Origin of the sequence: Polynucleobacter sp. AM-7D1, assembly GCF_018688455.1 — a bacterium.
Taxonomy (GTDB): Bacteria; Pseudomonadota; Gammaproteobacteria; order Burkholderiales; family Burkholderiaceae; genus Polynucleobacter.
Map to the genome: position 1 here is coordinate 917,915 of NZ_CP061319.1, position 18,355 is coordinate 936,269.

An 18,355-nucleotide genomic window follows, 5' to 3' on the forward strand; every position below is an offset into this window, starting at 1 on the left:
GCATGTCATCATTCTGTTGCTTGCCCGGGGCAAATGCCCTTTCAGCCTTCCGCCAACAGCGACTTTTAGCTTCGCTCGCAGCCCAGGGAATCCAACTTGAGTCCATAGAGGCTCAATATCTTCATTTCATTTGGTCTGAGTCTGAACTCAATACCAAAGACAAAGGGGTGCTCGAAAGTCTACTGACTTACGGACAAACTTTTGTTTCGCTAATCAAGGGTTCTGCTTCCTTATTTAGTAAAGCATCTGAGAAGCAATCTGCTATTGCCATACCGCGCTTTGGAACTGTATCTCCGTGGGCTAGTAAAGCAACCGATATTGCCCGCCAATGCGGTCTAGATGTTTTGCGTATCGAGCGTGGCGTTCAATTTGCATGGCAAAGAAAAAAATCCCTCAATGCACAAGAGGAGCAATTGGTATTGGCAGCGCTTCATGATCGAATGACTGAAGCTGTGATTTCTGATGTGAATGAAGCTAGTGCTTTGTATCAATCTCTGCCGGATCAACCTTTTGTTCGCATCCCAGTTCTTACCGAGGGCAGATCTGCCTTAGATAGGGCGAACCAAGAGTTAGGCTTAGCGCTTTCTGAAGATGAAGTACTTTATCTCGTTGAGAATTTCATTCGCCTAGAGCGAAATCCAAGCGATGTTGAATTGATCATGTTTGCGCAAGCAAATAGCGAACATTGTCGTCATAAGATATTTAATTCAAGCTGGACGATTGATGGCGACGATCAAGAGAAATCCCTATTTGCGATGATTCGCAATACGCATCAGCTGCAGCCTGAAGGTACTATCGTTGCTTATTCTGATAACTCAGCAGTAATGGTCGGGGCTGAATCAGAAACTTGGTCACCCAAAGGCGATGGCCATCGTTACGAAAAAGACACCCGTCTAGTCCATACCTTAATGAAGGTGGAAACGCACAATCACCCAACAGCAATCGCACCATTCCCTGGAGCTTCTACAGGTGCTGGTGGTGAGATTCGCGATGAAGGTGCGACTGGTATTGGTGGGCGACCTAAAGCAGGTCTCACTGGTTTCTCTGTGTCCAACCTCAATATTCCTGGGACTGATTTGCCATGGGAATCAGAAAAGTACGGAAAACCTGAACGTATTGCAACGCCACTTCAAATCATGATTGATGGGCCATTGGGTGGCGCTGCATTTAATAATGAATTCGGTCGACCAATATTGGGTGGCTACTTCCGCGTTTTTGAACAAACTTTAGAAGGTGTTCGTCGCGGATATCACAAGCCAATCATGATTGCGGGTGGTATCGGTAACATTGATTCGATCCATACCGCAAAGAAGCAAATTAAAGCGGGCCACTTGTTTATTCAATTGGGTGGTCCTGGTATGCGCATTGGTATGGGTGGAGCAACCGGCAGTTCAGTTGCGACTGGTACTAACACTGCAGATTTAGATTTCGACTCCGTTCAGCGGGGTAATCCTGAGATGGAACGCCGTGCACAAGAGGTAATTAACTCTTGTATTGCTATGGGCCAGAGTAATCCGATTGTTTCGATTCATGATGTGGGGGCTGGCGGTATTTCTAATGCATTTCCAGAGCTAGCTGATGGTGCTGGCTTAGGTGCACAATTTCAATTGCGTAAAGTCCCACTTGAAGAGAGTGGTATGAGCCCAGCAGAGATCTGGTGCAACGAATCTCAAGAGCGCTATGTTCTCGCCATCGAAGCTAAAGATCTAGAGTTGTTTAAATCACTCTGTGAGCGTGAGCGTTGCCCATTTGCAGTAGTTGGTGAAGCAACAACTGAGCGTCAACTCCAGCTAAGTGATAGCAATGAAGTCCCTGGTAGTGATGCAGCGATGCCGATTGATATGCCAATGGAAGTCTTGCTTGGTAAGCCGCCGCGTATGCATCGCGATGTGACGCGTGTTCCGCAAGAGTTTGATGAATTAAATGTTACTGATGCCGATCTTGCCCAATGCATTGCATGGGTTCTTCAACAGCCAACGGTAGCTAGCAAATCATTCTTGATCACGATCGGAGATCGAACTGTTGGCGGCCTTAATGCCCGTGACCCATTTGTGGGACCATGGCAAGTTCCTGTTGCAGACTGCGCAGTTACCTTGATGGATTACAAAGGCTATCGTGGTGAAGTGATGACGATGGGTGAACGCACTCCACTAGCCGTCATTGATGCACCTGCCGCAGCTAAGATGGCGGTAGGTGAGGCTATTACTAACTTATTAGCAGCAGATATTCGTCGCCTAGAAGACGTGAAACTGTCTGCTAATTGGATGGCCGCTTGTGGCGCGCCGGGCGAAGATGCTAAGTTATATGACTCAGTTCAAGCGATTGGTATGGATTTATGCCCAGCACTGGGTATTTCCATTCCAGTTGGTAAAGACTCTTTATCTATGGCAACTTCATGGCAAGATGGTGATCAAGCCAAGAAAGTGGTTTCTCCGGTCTCACTCATTATTTCGGCATTTGCTGCAGTTCAGGACGTTCGCAAAACTACAACACCTTTGCTTAAACTCAAAGATGAGTCTGGAGCAGTTCTAGAGACTGAATTAATTTTGATTGACTTAGGTCGCGGTAAGAACCGTATGGCTGGAAGTATCCTAGCTCAAGTTCTTAATCAATCCGGTAAGTCAGCTCCAAATGTAGATCATCCTGAAGATCTGAAGGCACTTGCTCATGCAATCATTGAACTGCGTAAAGCAGATCAATTGCTGGCATATCACGATCGTTCTGATGGTGGTTTATTTGCTTGTATTGCAGAGATGGCTTTTGCATCACACATTGGCATCTCCCTCAATGTTGACATGATTGCAGTAGATATTGGTCAAGAAGCAGATTGGGGTGATGCCAAGAACTGGGCACAACAAGTTTCTGGTCGTCGCCATGAGCAAACCATGCGCGCATTATTTAATGAAGAGCTTGGTGCTGTAATTCAGATTCGTAAGTCTGATCGAGATGCAGTATTTGCGGTTTTGCGTAAATTAAGTCTGAGTGCTTACAGTCATGTGATCGCTAAACCTAATACCAATGGTCGTATTGAAATTTGGCGCGACGCTAAAAATATCTTTGCAGAGCCGCGTGAAGTTCTCCAGAAAATGTGGACAAATACCAGTTATCAGATTGCGCGCTTACGCGACAACCCAGATTGCGCAGATAGTGAGTTTGCGCAACTCGATAACGTTGCTGATACTGGAATGTCACCAAAGCTGACATTTGATATTGCAGACGATATTGCAGCGCCATTCATTAATAAGAATGCTAGACCTAGAGTTGCCATATTGCGTGAGCAAGGTGTTAATTCTCATGTTGAAATGGCTTACGCCATGAACTGGGCTGGTTTTGAAGCCTATGACGTGCATATGTCAGATTTGCTTTCCGGTAAATCCAAGTTAGATGATTTCCGTGGCTTGGTTGCCTGCGGTGGATTTAGCTATGGAGATGTATTGGGAGCTGGTGAGGGTTGGGCAAAAACTATTTTGTTCAATAGTCAATTGCGGGATCAGTTCTCCTCATTCTTTAATCGCCAAGATAGCTTTGCTTTAGGCGTCTGCAATGGCTGCCAAATGATGAGTAATCTCTCTGGAATTATTCCAGGTGCAGAAGCTTGGCCTAAATTTACCCGTAATCAGTCTGAACAATATGAAGCTCGCCTTGTGATGGCTGAGGTAATGGCATCGCCTTCTATCTTTACGCAGGGCATGAGCGGCAGTCAATTGCCGATAGCTATTGCCCATGGCGAAGGATTTGCTAATTTCAGCCAACAAGGTAATTTAGAGGCACTTCAGAAACAAGGATTAGCTGCCCTTCGATTTGTAGATCACCAAGGCAAGCCAACTGAAACTTATCCAATGAACCCGAATGGTTCACCTGGCGGCTTAACTGGCGTCACTACACCAGATGGTCGTTTCACGGTGATGATGCCGCATCCTGAGCGTGTCTTTAGGACTGTACAGATGAGCTGGGCGCCAAAGGAATGGTTGGATACACCCGATGGTGCGAGCCCTTGGATGCGCTTATTCCGCAACGCCAGGGTCTGGGCAAAGTAATTTCATGTCAGATTCATCTATGGCGATGGAGCCGGTGACATTTTCTGAGAGTGGTGGAGTCCGTTATCTGCATTTTGGTAGCGAATTAATTCAGGGTGCAATGCGTATCCGTGATCCGGATGAAATCTATCTGGAATACAACCAGCAAATGATGGCCTGGCTACTCTTTTTGGAAACTAAGCCAGGAATGCGTATTGCTCAACTAGGCTTGGGTACTGGTGCCCTCACAAAGTTTACGCATCGCTATTGCCCAGCAGTTAAAACTACTGTTGTTGAACTCAATCCAGCTGTGATTGTTTCAGCTAGAAGCATGTTTTTCACGCCGGATGATGATCGTCGCTTAGAAACTTTGCAAGCTGATGCAAAAGCTTTTGTACAGAGCGCTAACTATCAGAGCCACTTTGATGCAGTACAGGTGGATCTTTATGATGCGATTTGTGATGGCCCGGCAGCTAGCTCTCTAGACTTTTATAAGGGCTGTTATGACATTCTGAAATCGCCTGGCGTGCTAACCGTGAATTTATTTTCCCGCCATAAGAGTTTCGATATCAACTTGAATAATATTTGTGAGGCATTTGATAATCGTGTGCTGCTCTTTCCAGAGTCGCATGATTGCAATGTAGTGGCGATTGCTTTCAAAGGCCCGCAATTAGATGTTGAGTGGAAGGAAGTCTCAAAGCGTGCCAAATTGATTATGGAAAAAACAGGTTTACCTACCAATACATGGGCATCTGGCTTAAACCGTGAAAATGCCAATCAAGAGAATAAACTCTGTATTTAATAAAACCAGAATAAGAAAAAGGCGATCAACCGATCGCCTTTTTTATTGCCCCAACTTCAGGACTGCTAATGCTTAAATTGTTACTGTGTCAGCAACATCGCTGAATGATTTAATCTTGTCAAAGTTCATGTACTTATAAACTTCACCAGATTTAGCGTTCAACGACTCAACTTGCTCGAAATATTCCTGCGGCGTTGGTAGGCGACCCAAGAGTGCAGCAACCGCTGAAAGTTCAGCAGAAGCTAAGTACACGCGTGTATCGATACCTAAGCGGTTCGGGAAGTTACGAGTTGAAGTAGAGACTGCTGTGGAGCCTTTACGGATCTGCGCCTGGTTACCCATACAGAGTGAGCAGCCCGGAGTTTCCATACGTGCACCAGTAGCGCCCAAAATGCCGTAATAGCCTTCTTCGGTCAGAATCATCTGGTCCATCTTGGTTGGAGGGGCTACCCATAGGCGAGTAGGCATATCCTTTTTGCCTTGAAGAACTTGGCCAGCTGCACGGAAGTGACCAATGTTGGTCATACAAGAGCCGATAAATACCTCATCGATTTTTTCGCCAGATACTTCAGACAGGAACTTCACGTCATCTGGATCGTTAGGGCAGGCCAAGATTGGCTCTTTAATTTCGCTCATATCGATTTCGATCACTTCGGCATAGTCCGCATCTGCATCAGCCTTAAGCAAATCCGGTTTAGCAATCCAAGCTTCCATCGCTTTGATGCGACGACCTAGGGTGCGCTTATCTTCATATCCATTTGCAATCATCCACTTCATCAAAGTGATGTTGGAGCGCATGTACTCAATAATTGGCTCTTTGCTTAACTGAATTGCGCAACCAGCGGCAGAGCGCTCAGCAGAAGCATCAGACAATTCAAATGCTTGCTCAACTTTAAGATCAGGCAAACCTTCGATTTCTAAAATACGGCCAGAGAAAATATTTTTCTTGCCTTGTTTTTCAACGGTAAGCAAACCTTTTTTAATTGCATACAAGGGGATTGCATTAACCATATCGCGCAAAGTGATGCCAGGTTGCATTTTTCCTTTGAAGCGAACCAAGACCGATTCAGGCATATCCAATGGCATAACACCGGTAGCTGCAGCAAAAGCAACTAAGCCAGAGCCAGCAGGGAAGGAGATACCGATTGGGAAGCGAGTATGACTATCGCCACCAGTACCGCAGGTATCAGGTAGAAGTAAACGATTCAACCAGCTATGAATCACGCCATCACCTGGACGCAATGCAACACCGCCGCGGTTAGTCATAAACGCTGGCAACTCATGGTGAGTGCGAATATCAACTGGTTTTGGATAAGCGGATGTATGGCAGAAAGACTGCATCACTAAGTCAGCAGAGAAGCCTAAGCAAGCCAAGTCCTTTAATTCATCACGGGTCATTGGGCCAGTCGTGTCTTGTGAGCCGACTGTAGTCATGTGTGGCTCGCAATAAGTATCTGGGCGAACGCCTTGACCTTCTGGCAATCCACAAGCGCGGCCAACCATCTTTTGAGCCAAGCTGAAGCCTTTTTTATTATCAGGCGGGCTAACAGGGATACGGAATTCTGTAGAAGCTGGCAAACCAAGTGCTGCGCGCGCTTTAGCTGTGAGGCCGCGACCGACGATCAAAGGAATGCGACCACCTGCACGAACTTCATCCAAAATGACTGGGGACTTGAGTGAGAAAGAAGCGATTTCTTTACCATTCTTAAATGCTTTACCTTCGTATGGACGCAATTCAATTTCATCGCCCATATTCATATCTGAAACATCGAGCTCGATTGGCAATGCGCCAGCATCTTCCATGGTGTTAAAGAAGATTGGAGCAATCTTGGTGCCTAAGCAAACACCACCAAAGCGTTTGTTCGGTACAAATGGAATATCTTGACCAGTCCACCACAATACGGAATTGGTAGCAGATTTACGTGAAGATCCTGTACCAACAACGTCTCCAACGTAAGCAATTTGATTGCCTTTTTTCTGGAGCGCTTCAATTTGCTTCATTGGCCCGCGAACGCCTGCCTCGTCAGGCTCAATGCCGGGACGTGGATTCTTCAACATAATGGTCGCATGCAACGGAATATCTGGACGACTCCATGCATCAGGGGCTGGAGATAGGTCGTCGGTATTAGTTTCACCAGTGACTTTGAATACGGTGAGCTTCATGCTCTCTGGGACGGCAGGGCGGCTTGTAAACCATTCTGCATTAGCCCAGCTTTGTAGCACTTCCTTAGCTTGTGCATTGCCTTTTTCTGCTAATTCCTGAACATCATGGAAATAGTCGAACATCAATAAGGTCTTTTTCAAGGCTGCTGCTGCAGTAGCTGCACACTCAGAGTCAGAGAGCAATTCCACTAAAGGCTTAATGTTATAGCCACCCAGCATGGTTCCTAGGAGCTCTGTTGCCTTGATGCGAGAAATCAAAGGAGTTTTCTCAGTGCCCTTAGCAACGGCATCCAAAAACTCTGCCTTTACTTTAGCTGCCTCATCAACACCTGCAGGAACGCGATTGGTAATGAGCTCAACTAACTCCGCCTCTTTTCCCTTCGGAGGATTTTTCAGTAAGCCAACAAGTTCGGCTGTTTGATCTTTAGTTAGTGGGAGGGCTGGAATTCCAAGGGCTGCGCGTTCGGCAACTTGGGCATTGTAGGCTTCTAGCATCGTGTTTCCTATTGGGTAAGAGTTATCAACAGTAAGGCTAAGCAGGGCTTGTTTCCCTTTCACACTATTGTAATTGCTAATTCATGTCTTATATAAGACTTAATTGTCAAAATTCATCAAACTGCTCAAAAAATAGGCAAATTGAGCTAAGTTTGATGGATTGCACAAGATTTAAGCAATATTCGTGATGGTGTGAGGGGTTATTAGGAGTTTTTTATAGAGATTCGACAGCACAAATAAATACTCAATAAGAAGAAAAATGAGCTCAAAAACTATCAAAAAATTTAATAGCAAGCTCTGGAGCTTGGATGCAGTTGGATAGGGAAAGAATTTATGCCTACAGAGTAGCTATCGTTATAATTACTTTTTCCAACAGAGCTTAAGCGATGACCAAATACGTTTTTGTCACTGGTGGTGTGGTTTCTTCTTTAGGGAAAGGAATCGCAGCTGCCTCGCTTGCCGCGATTCTTGAATCCCGCGGCCTGAAAGTCACCCTCCTAAAATTAGACCCTTATATCAACGTTGACCCTGGGACCATGAGCCCGCTTCAACACGGTGAAGTCTTCGTAACCGAAGATGGCGCTGAAACTGACCTCGATCTTGGACACTACGAGCGCTTTGTCTCTGCAAAGATGCGCAAGAGCAATAACTTTACGACTGGTCAGATTTATGAGTCCGTGATCAGTAAAGAGCGTCGTGGCGAATATCTTGGTAAAACTGTCCAGGTAATTCCTCACATTACAAATGAGATTCAAGCATTCGTAGAGCGTGGCGCAAAAGCGAGCCATGATGGCAATGCTGATATTGCGATCTGTGAAATCGGCGGAACGGTAGGTGACATTGAGTCTTTGCCGTTTCTTGAGGCAGCGCGCCAGATGAGTATTCGTCTGCCAAGACACAGTTGCGCCTTTGTCCATCTCACTTTGGTCCCTTACATTGCTAGTGCCGGGGAGTTAAAAACAAAACCTACTCAGCACTCTGTACAAAAGCTACGAGAAATCGGCATCATGCCGACCGTGCTGTTATGCCGTGCGGATCGTCCCATCCCAGAAGACGAGCGCTCCAAGATTTCCCTGTTCTCTAACGTGCGTGAAGAGGCTGTGATTTCAGTATGGGACGTTGACACCATTTACAAGATTCCTGAGATGCTTCAAGCGCAGGGAATGGATGATTTAATTTGTCGCGAACTTGATATTGAAGCTAAGCCTGCGGACTTATCTGTTTGGGCAAACTTAGTTTATGAGTTAGCCAACCCACAGCACGAAGTAACCATTGGCATGGTGGGTAAATACGTTGAGTTAACCGAATCTTACAAGTCTCTTATTGAAGCTTTGCGTCATGCAGGAATCCACAATCACACACGCGTCAATATTAACTATATTGATTCCGAAGTCATTGAAAAAGATGGCGTAGATTGTCTTCAGAACTTAGATGCTATTTTGGTCCCAGGTGGTTTTGGTAAACGGGGCACCGAAGGTAAGATCGCTGCCATTCGTTATGCCAGGGAGAATAGTGTTCCGTACCTTGGTATTTGTTTAGGCATGCAGTTGGCTGTGATCGAGTTTGCTCGCCATGTTGCCAATATTGCTCAGGCAAACAGCACTGAGTTTGACCCAGACACTGAGAGTCCAGTAGTTGCTTTAATTACTGAGTGGGTTGATCGTGAAGGTCGTGTTGAGAAGCGTACTAACGATTCTGATCTAGGTGGGACTATGCGCTTAGGTTCCCAACGTTGCCCAGTAAAGGCGGGTACCTTGGCACATGAAATCTATGGCCTTGAAGTAAACGAGCGTCATCGTCACCGCTATGAAGTAAATAATCTTTATGTACCGCGCTTAGAAAAGTCTGGCTTGATTATTTCTGCTAGAACACCAAATGAATCTCTACCTGAAATGATGGAGTTACCAAACTCTATGCATCCATGGTTTTTTGGCGTGCAATTCCACCCTGAATTCACTTCAACACCACGCGACGGGCATCCATTATTTTCTGCGTTTATTAAGGCGTCTTTAATTCATCAAGCTGCTGCTCAAGAGCAGGCAGCCTAGGAGATCGTCATGAGTGCATTTAAGTTATGCGGTTTCGATGTTGGTTTAAATCAGCGCTTCTTTTTGATTGCTGGGCCTTGCGTCATTGAGTCAGAGCAATCTGCTTTAGATATTGCTGGCGAGCTTAAGGAAATTACTGCCTCACTAGGTATTCCATTTATCTACAAGTCTTCTTTTGACAAAGCCAATCGTTCATCTGGAACCTCTTTTAGAGGTTTAGGCATGGAGAAGGGGCTTGAGATTCTAGCCCGCGTGAAGCGTGAAATTGGTGTGCCAGTATTGACCGACATTCATGACATTAGCGAAATTGCGCCGGTTTCAAAAGTGGTTGATGTACTTCAGACGCCAGCTTTTCTGTGTAGACAGACTGATTTCATTCGTGCCTGTGCTCAAAGTGGTAAGCCAGTGAATTTCAAGAAGGGTCAATTTTTATCCCCTCATGAAATGTTGAATGTCATTGATAAAGCTCGTGCAGCTGCAGCAGAAGCAAATCTTCCAGATCAATTTATGGTTTGTGAGCGTGGCGCTTCATTCGGTTACAACAACCTAGTTTCCGATATGCGTAGCTTAGCTATTTTGCGTGAAGCAAAGGCTCCAGTTGTGTTTGACGCCACCCATTCAGTTCAATTACCTGGTGGTCAAGGTAATGCGAGTGGTGGGCAACGCGAGTTTGTGCCAGTGCTAGCCCGAGCCGCCGTTGCAGTTGGCATTAGTGGCTTATTTATGGAGACGCATCCAGATCCAGCCAAAGCGCTTTCAGATGGTCCGAATGCCGTACCGCTCAACCGTATGAAAGAGTTACTTGAGTCTTTAGTGGCGATTGATTCGGTTGTTAAGAAGCCCGGATTATTTTTAGAAGATAGTTTCAAGTAACACCCCAAATTCATTTTTACTTAGGAGAAGGTGCATGAGCGCCATTGTTGACATTATCGGCAGAGAAGTTTTAGATTCACGTGGAAATCCCACGGTTGAGTGCGATGTCTTGCTTGAATCTGGTGTTATGGGGCGTGCAGCAGTTCCTTCAGGCGCTTCAACTGGTTCACGTGAAGCCATTGAGCTTCGCGATGGAGATAAAGAGCGTTACTTAGGCAAAGGCGTTCTTAAGGCCGTTCAAAATATTAATATTGAGATTGCTGAATCAATCTTAGGTCTTGATGCAAGTGAGCAAGCATTTCTTGATCACACCTTAATTGAATTAGATGGGACTCATAACAAGGCCCGCTTAGGTGCTAACGCAACTTTAGCTGTTTCTATGGCGGTAGCGCGTGCAGCCGCAGAAGAAGCCGGTTTGCCTTTGTATCGTTATTTTGGCGGATCAGGCGGCATGCAGTTACCAGTCCCAATGATGAATATCGTCAATGGTGGCGCGCACGCCAATAACAGCTTAGATATTCAAGAATTCATGGTGATGCCTGTCGGGGCTCAAAGTTTCCGCGAAGCCCTTCGTTGTGGCGCTGAAATCTTCCATGAGTTGAAGAAAATCATCGGCTCACAAGGTATGCCAACCACCGTTGGTGACGAGGGTGGCTTCGCTCCGAACTTTAAGAGCAATCAAGAGTGCCTGCAGACGATCATGAAGGCCATTGAAGGCGCTGGGTATCAGGCCGGTGAGGATGTCTTATTGGCATTGGATTGTGCCGCTAGTGAGTTCTATAAAGATGGCAAGTACCACTTATCTGGCGAAGGTTTGCAGTTAAGTTCGAGTGAATTCTCAGACTACCTCGGCAACCTTGCTGATCAATTCCCAATCGTGTCGATTGAGGATGGTATGCATGAGAGTGACTGGGATGGATGGGCTGACATCACTCAAAAATTGGGTAAGAAAATCCAATTAGTTGGAGATGATCTCTTTGTTACCAACACGCGCATTCTTAGAGAGGGTATTGAGAAGGGCATTGCCAACTCCATCCTCATTAAAATTAATCAGATTGGTACATTGACTGAGACTTTTGCTGCCATTGAAATGGCTAAGCGTGCTAATTACACTGCAGTGATTTCTCATCGCTCCGGTGAAACAGAAGACAGCACAATTGCTGATATTGCTGTTGGCACCAATGCTGGCCAGATCAAGACTGGTTCTTTGTCTCGATCTGATCGTATTGCTAAGTACAACCAGTTATTGCGTATTGAAGAAGACTTGGGTGATGTTGCAACCTACCCAGGAAAATCGGTTTTCTACAATCTCAAGCGCTGATCATTAGCTAGCTTTTAGTCTATGCGTATCGCCATCTACTCAATGCTGTTATTGCTGATAGCAATACAGTACCCACTCTGGTTGGGGAAGGGTGGATGGCTCAAGGTTTACGAAATGGAGAGGCAACTCGATTTGCAGAGGGCTAAAAATAGCCTGCTCAGCTTGCGCAATGCCAAACTTAGTGGTGATGTTAAGGATTTAAAAGAGGGCACTCGAGCAATTGAAGAGCGTGCTCGCGTTGAACATGGCATGATCAAGGAAGGCGAGTTTTTTGTGCAAATTTTGCCAACTGAAAAACCCACTACAAATGATGCGGATGGCGTAAAGCCAACAAGTGCTAAACGCTAGTCCTGCATCCTAATGTCCGCTTGATGGCGGTCTGGTTGCGTCTGCTAATAAATCTGTTTTAAAAACTTGTCTGCAATCTACAGCGTCAAAGCGATAGGTTTTGGAGCAGAAATCACACTCGGTCTCTACAGCACCTTGCTCTGCAAGAATGCTTTCAACTTCCTCTTCGCCCAGCATTCTGAGGACATCAGCCACCTTGGCCCGAGAACAACGGCAACCAAAGCGAACAGGGCGAACTGGGAAGCTCCGAACACCACTTTCTGTAGACTCTTCTAAAAAAAGACGGCGCAAGATGGTTTCGGGTGAAAGAGTCAACAATTCTTCATTAGTGATGGTCTCACCAAGAGTCTGAATTCTGGTCCAACCTTCAGCGGCAAGTTGCGGGTCTAGGTGGGCATGACCTCCGGAGTCAGGCAAGCGCTGCAAAAGTAATCCACCGACATGGGTGTCGTTTGAAACTAGCCAAATACGGGTGTCTAGCTGCTCTGAATTTTGCATGTACAAAGCGATCGCTTCAGCAGCGCTCGTAACAGGCTTAATAACCGTGCCACGATGTTCCTGGAGTGCCACAATGCCTTGATAGGGGGCTTGACCAGGCTGGCGATCAGAAGGGTCAAGAGTAATCACCAGGCGCCCAGTATTGTCAGCATCCAGCAATTCACCTAGAGTGGCGTTGGGATCAATACTCTCCGCCTCTACGGAGAGCTTTACCGTAGCGCGCATAGTCAAATCAGACTTACATTCAACCACGAGAAGTTGAATTGGACCTTTGCTCTGAGCTTGAATAATCAAGGTCCCATCAAATTTAAGGCTGGCGCTTAAGAGGGTTGCCGCACCCACGAAGTCACCTAGCATTCGTCTAATAACAGGTGGATCATTCCGACGCTCCAAAACAGCCTGCCAGGCACTACTTATGGAAACAATTTCCCCGCGGACTGGGGCGCCATCACACATAAATACAAGTAATTCGTTCATAGGTGAAAGTATCCACTTTTTTCAGAATTGAGTCCTAAATGGCAAATTTCTAGGCTGACCTGAGATAATGTCTTTTATGCAAATACGTACACGATTCGCCCCTAGTCCAACGGGCTTTATTCACTTGGGCAACCTCCGCAGTGCTTTGTATCCGTGGGCTTTTGCTCGCCACAACAAAGGTGACTTCATTTTGCGTATTGAGGATACGGATTTAGAGCGATCCACACAGGAAGCAGTCGATGTCATTATCGAAGGTATGGCGTGGCTTGGTCTGGATCTAGATGAGGGTCCGATTTATCAAATGCAACGCATTGATCGTTATCGTGAAGTTGTTAAGCAGATGTTAGAGGCTGGGCTTGCCTATCCTTGCTATATGAGCGAAGAAGAGCTCAATAAACTACGCGATCAACAGATGGCTAATAAAGAAAAGCCTCGCTATAACGGTCAATGGCGCCCGGAGCCAGGAAAAATCCTGCCAGCAATACCCGAAGGTATTTTGCCGGTGATTCGCTTTAAGAATCCCATAGGTGGATCCGTTATCTGGGAGGATGCTGTCAAAGGCAAAATCGAAATTAGCAACGATGAGTTAGATGATTTAGTGATAGCCCGACCAGACGGGACACCGACCTATAACTTCTGCGTTGTTGTAGACGATCTCGATATGAATATCACCCATGTGATTCGTGGTGATGATCACGTCAACAACACACCACGCCAAATTAATATCATGAAGGCGCTGGGCGGAACGCCGCCGGTATATGCCCATTTGCCGACAGTTCTCAATGACTCTGGTGAAAAAATGAGTAAGCGTAATGGCGCTATGAGTGTGCGTGATTACCAAAGAGCAGGGTACTTGCCGGAAGCCATTCTGAATTACCTCGCTAGGTTAGGGTGGTCTCATGGTGATGCGGAGATCTTTACTAAAGAGCAGTTTGTGAATTGGTTTGATCTAGACAGCCTTGGTCGATCACCCGCACAACATAACCCTGAAAAATTACTTTGGCTTAATCATCAATATATTCAGAATGCTGATCCTACTGTCTTGGCAGAGGCGACCAAGCCATTCGCCCATGAGTTAGGCATTGATACAGAAAAGGGTCCAGACTTTGTGCAGGTAGTGGGGCTTCTTAAAGATCGCGCGAATACGCTCATCGAAATCGCAGAAGGCGCTAAGCTTTTTTACCTGCCTGCACCAGCTCATAGTGCAGAACAAATTGCCGCAAATATCCCTGCTGAAATTATCCCCGCACTAAAAGATTTGATCGAAGCAGTTAAATCAGCGGAGCACACAAAAGCGGCTTATGGACTGGCTTTTAAAGAAGTTTTAGCTAAACATCAGATCAAAATGCCAGCCTTAGCAATGCCTGTCCGCTATGCTTTATTTGCGACAACGCAGACCCCGGCGATTGATTCTGTCATGGTTGTTTTGGGCAAGGATGAGGTAATTAAAAGGCTTTCCAAGGTAGTCTAAGCAGAATTTGCTCCCTCCTACAAAAATAGGATAAAATCTTGGATTGTTTTGAGTGTCTTGTAGATTTTTAGCGAGATTACGGGGGTATAGCTCAGCTGGGAGAGCGCTTGCATGGCATGCAAGAGGTCAGCGGTTCGATCCCGCTTATCTCCACCAAGCATTTAAAATAGCAGTATTAGTTTTTGTAGTAGTCCAGGTCCCCATCGTCTAGAGGCCTAGGACATCACCCTTTCACGGTGAGTACGGGGGTTCGAATCCCCCTGGGGACGCCAAATTTTTGGCTAGTTGTGAGTTGTAAGTAGTGACACAAGTAGCAATCGATGTACTTGGAGCGGTAGTTCAGTTGGTTAGAATATCGGCCTGTCACGCCGAGGGTCGCGGGTTCGAGTCCCGTCCGCTCCGCCAAGTAAGTTTAAAAAGCCCCTGCATAAGGGGCTTTTTTCTTTTCTACTCAATCTTTTGATGGTTTCTTTGGGGGCGGTGGCTTAGGCGCTGCTTTATAGATAGGTTCAACCGCAGGCATTAGAGCTGTCAATTGCTCAATTCGGGTTTCACCAGAAGGGTGGGTGGATAAAAATTCTGGAGAGTTTTTATCCTTCGTGGCCTTTAGCATCTTTTGCCAAACACTAATCGCACCCATGGGGTTATAGCCTGCTCTTGCAGCAAGCTCTAATCCAATAGCATCTGCTTCGGACTCATTTTCTCGTGAGTTGGGTAAAACGATTGCGTAGTGGGCCACTTGATTGGCGGCGCTGACTGCAGAGCCATAGGGGCCAGCTAGAGCCGTTGCAATATTCACTAATACATTTTGTGCTGCCGCTTGAGATACACGCTCTCTACCGTGCTCCCTTAAGGCATGAGCAATCTCATGACCCATGATGGCAGCTATTTCATCATCATTTAGATTGAGCTGCTCAATGATGCCTGTGTAAAAGGTAATCTTTCCGCCAGGCGCACAAGTAGCATTGAGTGTTGGGGCATTAATGAGAGTTAACTGCCAATCCCATTGTCTGGTGTCATCTCTAAATACCTCAGTTTGTGGAATCAGTCTATTCGCAATCAGCTTCAAGCGATCGTAAGTAGGTCCTGAGGTGACCAGTATATTTTTTTCTTTTGCTTTTTGGTTTTGCTCACTGTAACTCGCAGCAGAAAGACGATTTACATCTTCTGTTGAAGCCATCATGAATTGGGATCGGCTAATGCCTACTGCTCCTGGGCGAGTAGTGCTAGCACATGCCGAGAGTAGGGTAACAAGCGCAAGGACCCAATAGATGCGAATGCTCAAATGAGATCCCTGCGTTTATTCAATACTGTTTACCTTACTTCTTTTTCGGGGTAGTGATAGATGCAGCCATTGCATCAAAATAAATTACCTTAACTTGCTCGCCAACATTTACGTCGGCCAGCAGCTGCGGGTTCTTTACCGTTACCACGGTAACTTTGCCACTAGGACCCTTAACAGAAACGAGTTTCTTGGGGCGATCGACGGCAATAATGTCAGCAATGATGGTAGTGGTGTTGGTAATCGTGCGAGTTGGTTTTTCACCTGGCTTAGATGTCACCTCAGATGAGGTTTCTACTTTGCTACGAATGCCGTCACTCTTAGTCTTGATCAGTTCAATTGCAACAGCGAGTTCATAGGTAACGTTCAGGCGGTCACCTTTTTTGATCTGGTCAAAGTTTTTAATCTCAGGGCCGGCAACGAACTTTGATTCACCTTCATTATTTTTAAAGAAAATTGTACGAGTCTTCTTATCAATCTTAGTAACAGTACCCTCATATAACTGATAAATATTGTCAGTTATGGCTGCATCAACCACAACTGCATTGGGTGCACTTGGGGTTTGAGCCATCGTGAGTGCTGGGCCTGCCAAAAGAGCAGCGGCTACCAGGGTAATTGGGGCGAATTTGATCTTCATATCTTTCCTTAATAATGTGTATTTCTATAGTGATATTAGCGTATTTTTACCCTCAATTTCACTTAAAGCGCCATCCTATGGTGCTCAAGGAAATTTATAAGCTTCTTTGATAACATCAGTCCTTTCAGAGTGATTCAAGCTAAAGGAACTTCATGCCCCGATTTGCCGCCAACCTCACTATGCTATTTAATGAAGTGCCGTTCTTGGAGCGTTTTGCGCTCGCCAAAACCGGTGGATTTAAGGCTGTTGAATTTCTTTTTCCTTACGCCTTTGATGCTCAAGCGATTAAGCTGGCTTTGGATCACAACGCCCTCAAGCTCGCACTACATAACTTACCTGCAGGTGATTGGGATGCGGGAGAGCGTGGAATTGCTTGCTTACCTGATCGGGTTGCTGAATTTCGTTCTGGTGTTGCAAAAGCAATTGAGTATGCCTCGATTCTCGGTGTACCTCAGCTCAATTGCCTTGCTGGTAAGGTTCCAGCAGGATCTGATCCAAAGGTGCTGCACGATACCTTTGTCAATAATTTGCAATACGCTGCTGGTGAACTCAAGAAAGTTGGCTTAAAGCTTTTGATCGAGCCTATTAATACCTTTGATATGCCAGGCTTTTACTTGTCAAAGACAGAGCAGGGCATTGCCATTTTGGATGCCGTTGGAGCAGATAACGCTTTTTTACAATACGACATCTATCATGCCCAGCGCATGGAAGGTGAGCTTGGAAATACTATTCAAAAATACTTTAGCCGCATTGCCCACATCCAGTTGGCCGACAACCCGGGTCGCAATGAGCCCGGTACCGGTGAAATCAACTACGACTATCTCTTTGGCTTATTAGATCGTCTTGGATACACCGGCTATATTGGTTGCGAGTACAAACCTCTCAAATCAACTGAAGCAGGTCTAGGATGGATGGGTCGGTATGAGCAGGAATGATCTAGCTCAGTTACAAATTAGTGAATCAATAATGAAGTAAAGCGGAAAATCAGTAAGTTAAATAATTAATAAATAAGGATGACATTATGAGTAAGTTAAAGCTAGGTTTTGTTGGTTTGGGAATTATGGGTGCCCCGATGGCGGGCCATTTAGTAGCTGCTGGTCACGAGGTATTTATCAATACCCGTAGCAAGATTCCGGAAGAGTTAGCCAATAGCGCTGCAATCCCTTGCTCTAGCCCCGCAGAAGTTGCCAGCAAAGCAGACATCATCATCACCATGGTGCCAGATACTCCTGATGTGGAAAAAGTTCTCTTTGGGGATCACGGCATTGCCCAAGGATTAACAGCTGGCAAGATCGTCGTTGATATGAGTTCGATTTCTCCGATAGCAACTCAAGAGTTTGCTAAACGTATTAATGCTTTGGGCTGTGAATATGTCGACGCTCCAGTCTCAGGCGGTCAAGTAGGCGCAAAGGCGGCGAGCCTAACTATCATGGTGGGTGCTAGTGAATCCACCTTTGCAAAGGTGAAGCCTGTCTTTGAGCTGATGGGCAAGAACATCACCCTTGTTGGTGGCAATGGCGCTGGTCAAATTACAAAAGTAGCCAATCAAATTATTGTTGCCTTAAACATCGAAGCCGTTGCTGAAGCCTTGGTATTTGCTGCTAAAGCAGGCGCTGATCCTGCTAAGGTCCGTGAGGCACTGATGGGAGGTTTTGCCAGCTCCAAGATTCTAGAAGTTCATGGTGAACGTATGATCAAACGCACTTTTGATCCTGGCTTCAGAATCGAATTACATCAAAAAGATTTAAGCCTCGCACTCAGTAGCGCTAAAGCTTTAGGCGTATCACTACCAAATACTGCTACAGCCCAAGAATTGTTGAACTCTTGCACTGCCCATGGCGGTAAGGCTTGGGATCACTCTGCTATGGTCAAGGCACTAGAAAAAATGGCGAACTTTGAAATTGGTCAAAAGGCTTAAGGCGCG

The 18,355-nt window shown here is 45.9% G+C and carries 13 protein-coding genes and 3 tRNA genes; 12 read left to right on the forward strand and 4 right to left on the reverse strand.

The annotated features are described in order from the left end of the window. Positions 1–2: 2 nt before the first annotated feature. Positions 3–4,037, forward strand: coding sequence for a phosphoribosylformylglycinamidine synthase (gene purL, locus GQ359_RS04770; protein WP_215387780.1), 4,035 nt, complete (start codon positions 3–5; stop codon positions 4,035–4,037). Between the two features lie 4 nt (positions 4,038–4,041). Beyond that, positions 4,042–4,818 carry a spermidine synthase gene (locus tag GQ359_RS04775; RefSeq protein WP_251367937.1) on the forward strand — a complete coding sequence of 259 codons (777 nt, stop codon included), beginning with the start codon at positions 4,042–4,044 and terminating at the stop codon, positions 4,816–4,818. 72 nt (positions 4,819–4,890) lie between these two features. On the opposite strand, the gene GQ359_RS04780 is transcribed toward GQ359_RS04775, so the two are convergent. Next, entirely contained in the window at positions 4,891–7,476 is a 2,586-nt protein-coding gene (locus GQ359_RS04780; RefSeq protein WP_215303637.1) for a bifunctional aconitate hydratase 2/2-methylisocitrate dehydratase, read from the reverse strand. Between the two features lie 386 nt (positions 7,477–7,862). Between GQ359_RS04780 and GQ359_RS04785 the strand changes: the two genes are divergently transcribed. Genes GQ359_RS04785 through ftsB form a run of 4 tightly spaced genes read left to right on the forward strand, consistent with a single transcriptional unit; the run spans position 7,863 to position 12,066 of the window. Next, positions 7,863–9,524 carry a CTP synthase gene (locus tag GQ359_RS04785; RefSeq protein ID WP_215387781.1) on the forward strand — a complete coding sequence of 554 codons (1,662 nt, stop codon included), beginning with the start codon at positions 7,863–7,865 and terminating at the stop codon, positions 9,522–9,524. Between the two features lie 9 nt (positions 9,525–9,533). Further along, positions 9,534–10,397, forward strand: coding sequence for a 3-deoxy-8-phosphooctulonate synthase (gene kdsA, locus GQ359_RS04790; RefSeq protein ID WP_215387782.1), 864 nt, complete (start codon positions 9,534–9,536; stop codon positions 10,395–10,397). A gap of 34 nt (positions 10,398–10,431) precedes the next feature. Continuing rightward, positions 10,432–11,718 (forward strand): phosphopyruvate hydratase, encoded by a 1,287-nt coding sequence (eno, locus tag GQ359_RS04795; RefSeq protein WP_215387783.1) that lies wholly within the window; start codon positions 10,432–10,434, stop codon positions 11,716–11,718. 21 nt (positions 11,719–11,739) lie between these two features. Next, a complete protein-coding gene (gene ftsB, locus GQ359_RS04800) occupies positions 11,740–12,066 on the forward strand; it encodes a cell division protein FtsB (RefSeq protein ID WP_215387784.1) in 327 nt (108 codons plus the stop codon). 9 nt (positions 12,067–12,075) lie between these two features. Here the strand turns inward: ftsB and GQ359_RS04805 are convergent, their stop codons facing one another. Then, a complete protein-coding gene (locus GQ359_RS04805) occupies positions 12,076–13,041 on the reverse strand; it encodes an Hsp33 family molecular chaperone HslO (RefSeq protein WP_215387785.1) in 966 nt (321 codons plus the stop codon). A 67-nt stretch (positions 13,042–13,108) separates the two neighbouring features. Here GQ359_RS04805 and gltX point away from each other — a divergent pair, with 67 nt between their 5' ends. The 4 genes from gltX (at position 13,109) to GQ359_RS04825 (ending at position 14,917) form a co-directional block, all read left to right on the forward strand. After that, a complete protein-coding gene (gene gltX / locus GQ359_RS04810; RefSeq protein WP_215387786.1) occupies positions 13,109–14,512 on the forward strand; it encodes a glutamate--tRNA ligase in 1,404 nt (467 codons plus the stop codon). Between the two features lie 80 nt (positions 14,513–14,592). Next, a tRNA-Ala gene (locus GQ359_RS04815) sits at positions 14,593–14,668 on the forward strand. Positions 14,669–14,708: 40 nt separating this feature from the next. Beyond that, positions 14,709–14,784: transfer RNA gene (locus GQ359_RS04820), tRNA-Glu, on the forward strand. A gap of 56 nt (positions 14,785–14,840) precedes the next feature. Then, positions 14,841–14,917, forward strand: a tRNA-Asp gene (locus tag GQ359_RS04825). Positions 14,918–14,963: 46 nt separating this feature from the next. Here the strand turns inward: GQ359_RS04825 and GQ359_RS04830 are convergent. Continuing rightward, on the reverse strand, positions 14,964–15,797 hold the full coding sequence (locus tag GQ359_RS04830; protein WP_215387787.1) for a M48 family metallopeptidase: 834 nt from the start codon (positions 15,795–15,797) through the stop codon (positions 14,964–14,966). Positions 15,798–15,831: 34 nt separating this feature from the next. After that, positions 15,832–16,431 carry a hypothetical protein gene (locus GQ359_RS04835; RefSeq protein WP_215387788.1) on the reverse strand — a complete coding sequence of 200 codons (600 nt, stop codon included), beginning with the start codon at positions 16,429–16,431 and terminating at the stop codon, positions 15,832–15,834. A gap of 152 nt (positions 16,432–16,583) precedes the next feature. On the opposite strand from GQ359_RS04835, the gene hyi reads away from it, so the two are divergent. Both hyi and GQ359_RS04845 read left to right on the forward strand, forming a co-directional pair. Continuing rightward, positions 16,584–17,366: a hydroxypyruvate isomerase gene (gene hyi, locus GQ359_RS04840; protein ID WP_215387789.1), complete on the forward strand. Its 783-nt coding sequence runs from the start codon at positions 16,584–16,586 to the stop codon at positions 17,364–17,366. Between the two features lie 86 nt (positions 17,367–17,452). Beyond that, a complete protein-coding gene (locus GQ359_RS04845; RefSeq protein ID WP_215303663.1) occupies positions 17,453–18,349 on the forward strand; it encodes a 2-hydroxy-3-oxopropionate reductase in 897 nt (298 codons plus the stop codon). The last annotated feature ends 6 nt before the right edge of the window (positions 18,350–18,355 follow it).

Coding starts and splice junctions, on each gene's coding strand:
- GQ359_RS04785 (WP_215387781.1), top strand. CDS start 7,863: ATGACCAAATACGTTTTTGTCACTGGTGGTGTGGTTTCTTCTTTAGGG.
- hyi (WP_215387789.1), top strand. CDS start 16,584: ATGCCCCGATTTGCCGCCAACCTCACTATGCTATTTAATGAAGTGCCG.
- GQ359_RS04845 (WP_215303663.1), top strand. CDS start 17,453: ATGAGTAAGTTAAAGCTAGGTTTTGTTGGTTTGGGAATTATGGGTGCC.
- GQ359_RS04780 (WP_215303637.1), bottom strand. CDS start 7,476: ATGCTAGAAGCCTACAATGCCCAAGTTGCCGAACGCGCAGCCCTTGGA.
- ftsB (WP_215387784.1), top strand. CDS start 11,740: ATGCGTATCGCCATCTACTCAATGCTGTTATTGCTGATAGCAATACAG.
- GQ359_RS04775 (WP_251367937.1), top strand. CDS start 4,042: ATGTCAGATTCATCTATGGCGATGGAGCCGGTGACATTTTCTGAGAGT.
- GQ359_RS04835 (WP_215387788.1), bottom strand. CDS start 16,431: ATGAAGATCAAATTCGCCCCAATTACCCTGGTAGCCGCTGCTCTTTTG.
- gltX (WP_215387786.1), top strand. CDS start 13,109: ATGTCTTTTATGCAAATACGTACACGATTCGCCCCTAGTCCAACGGGC.
- GQ359_RS04805 (WP_215387785.1), bottom strand. CDS start 13,041: ATGAACGAATTACTTGTATTTATGTGTGATGGCGCCCCAGTCCGCGGG.
- kdsA (WP_215387782.1), top strand. CDS start 9,534: ATGAGTGCATTTAAGTTATGCGGTTTCGATGTTGGTTTAAATCAGCGC.
- purL (WP_215387780.1), top strand. CDS start 3: ATGTCATCATTCTGTTGCTTGCCCGGGGCAAATGCCCTTTCAGCCTTC.
- eno (WP_215387783.1), top strand. CDS start 10,432: ATGAGCGCCATTGTTGACATTATCGGCAGAGAAGTTTTAGATTCACGT.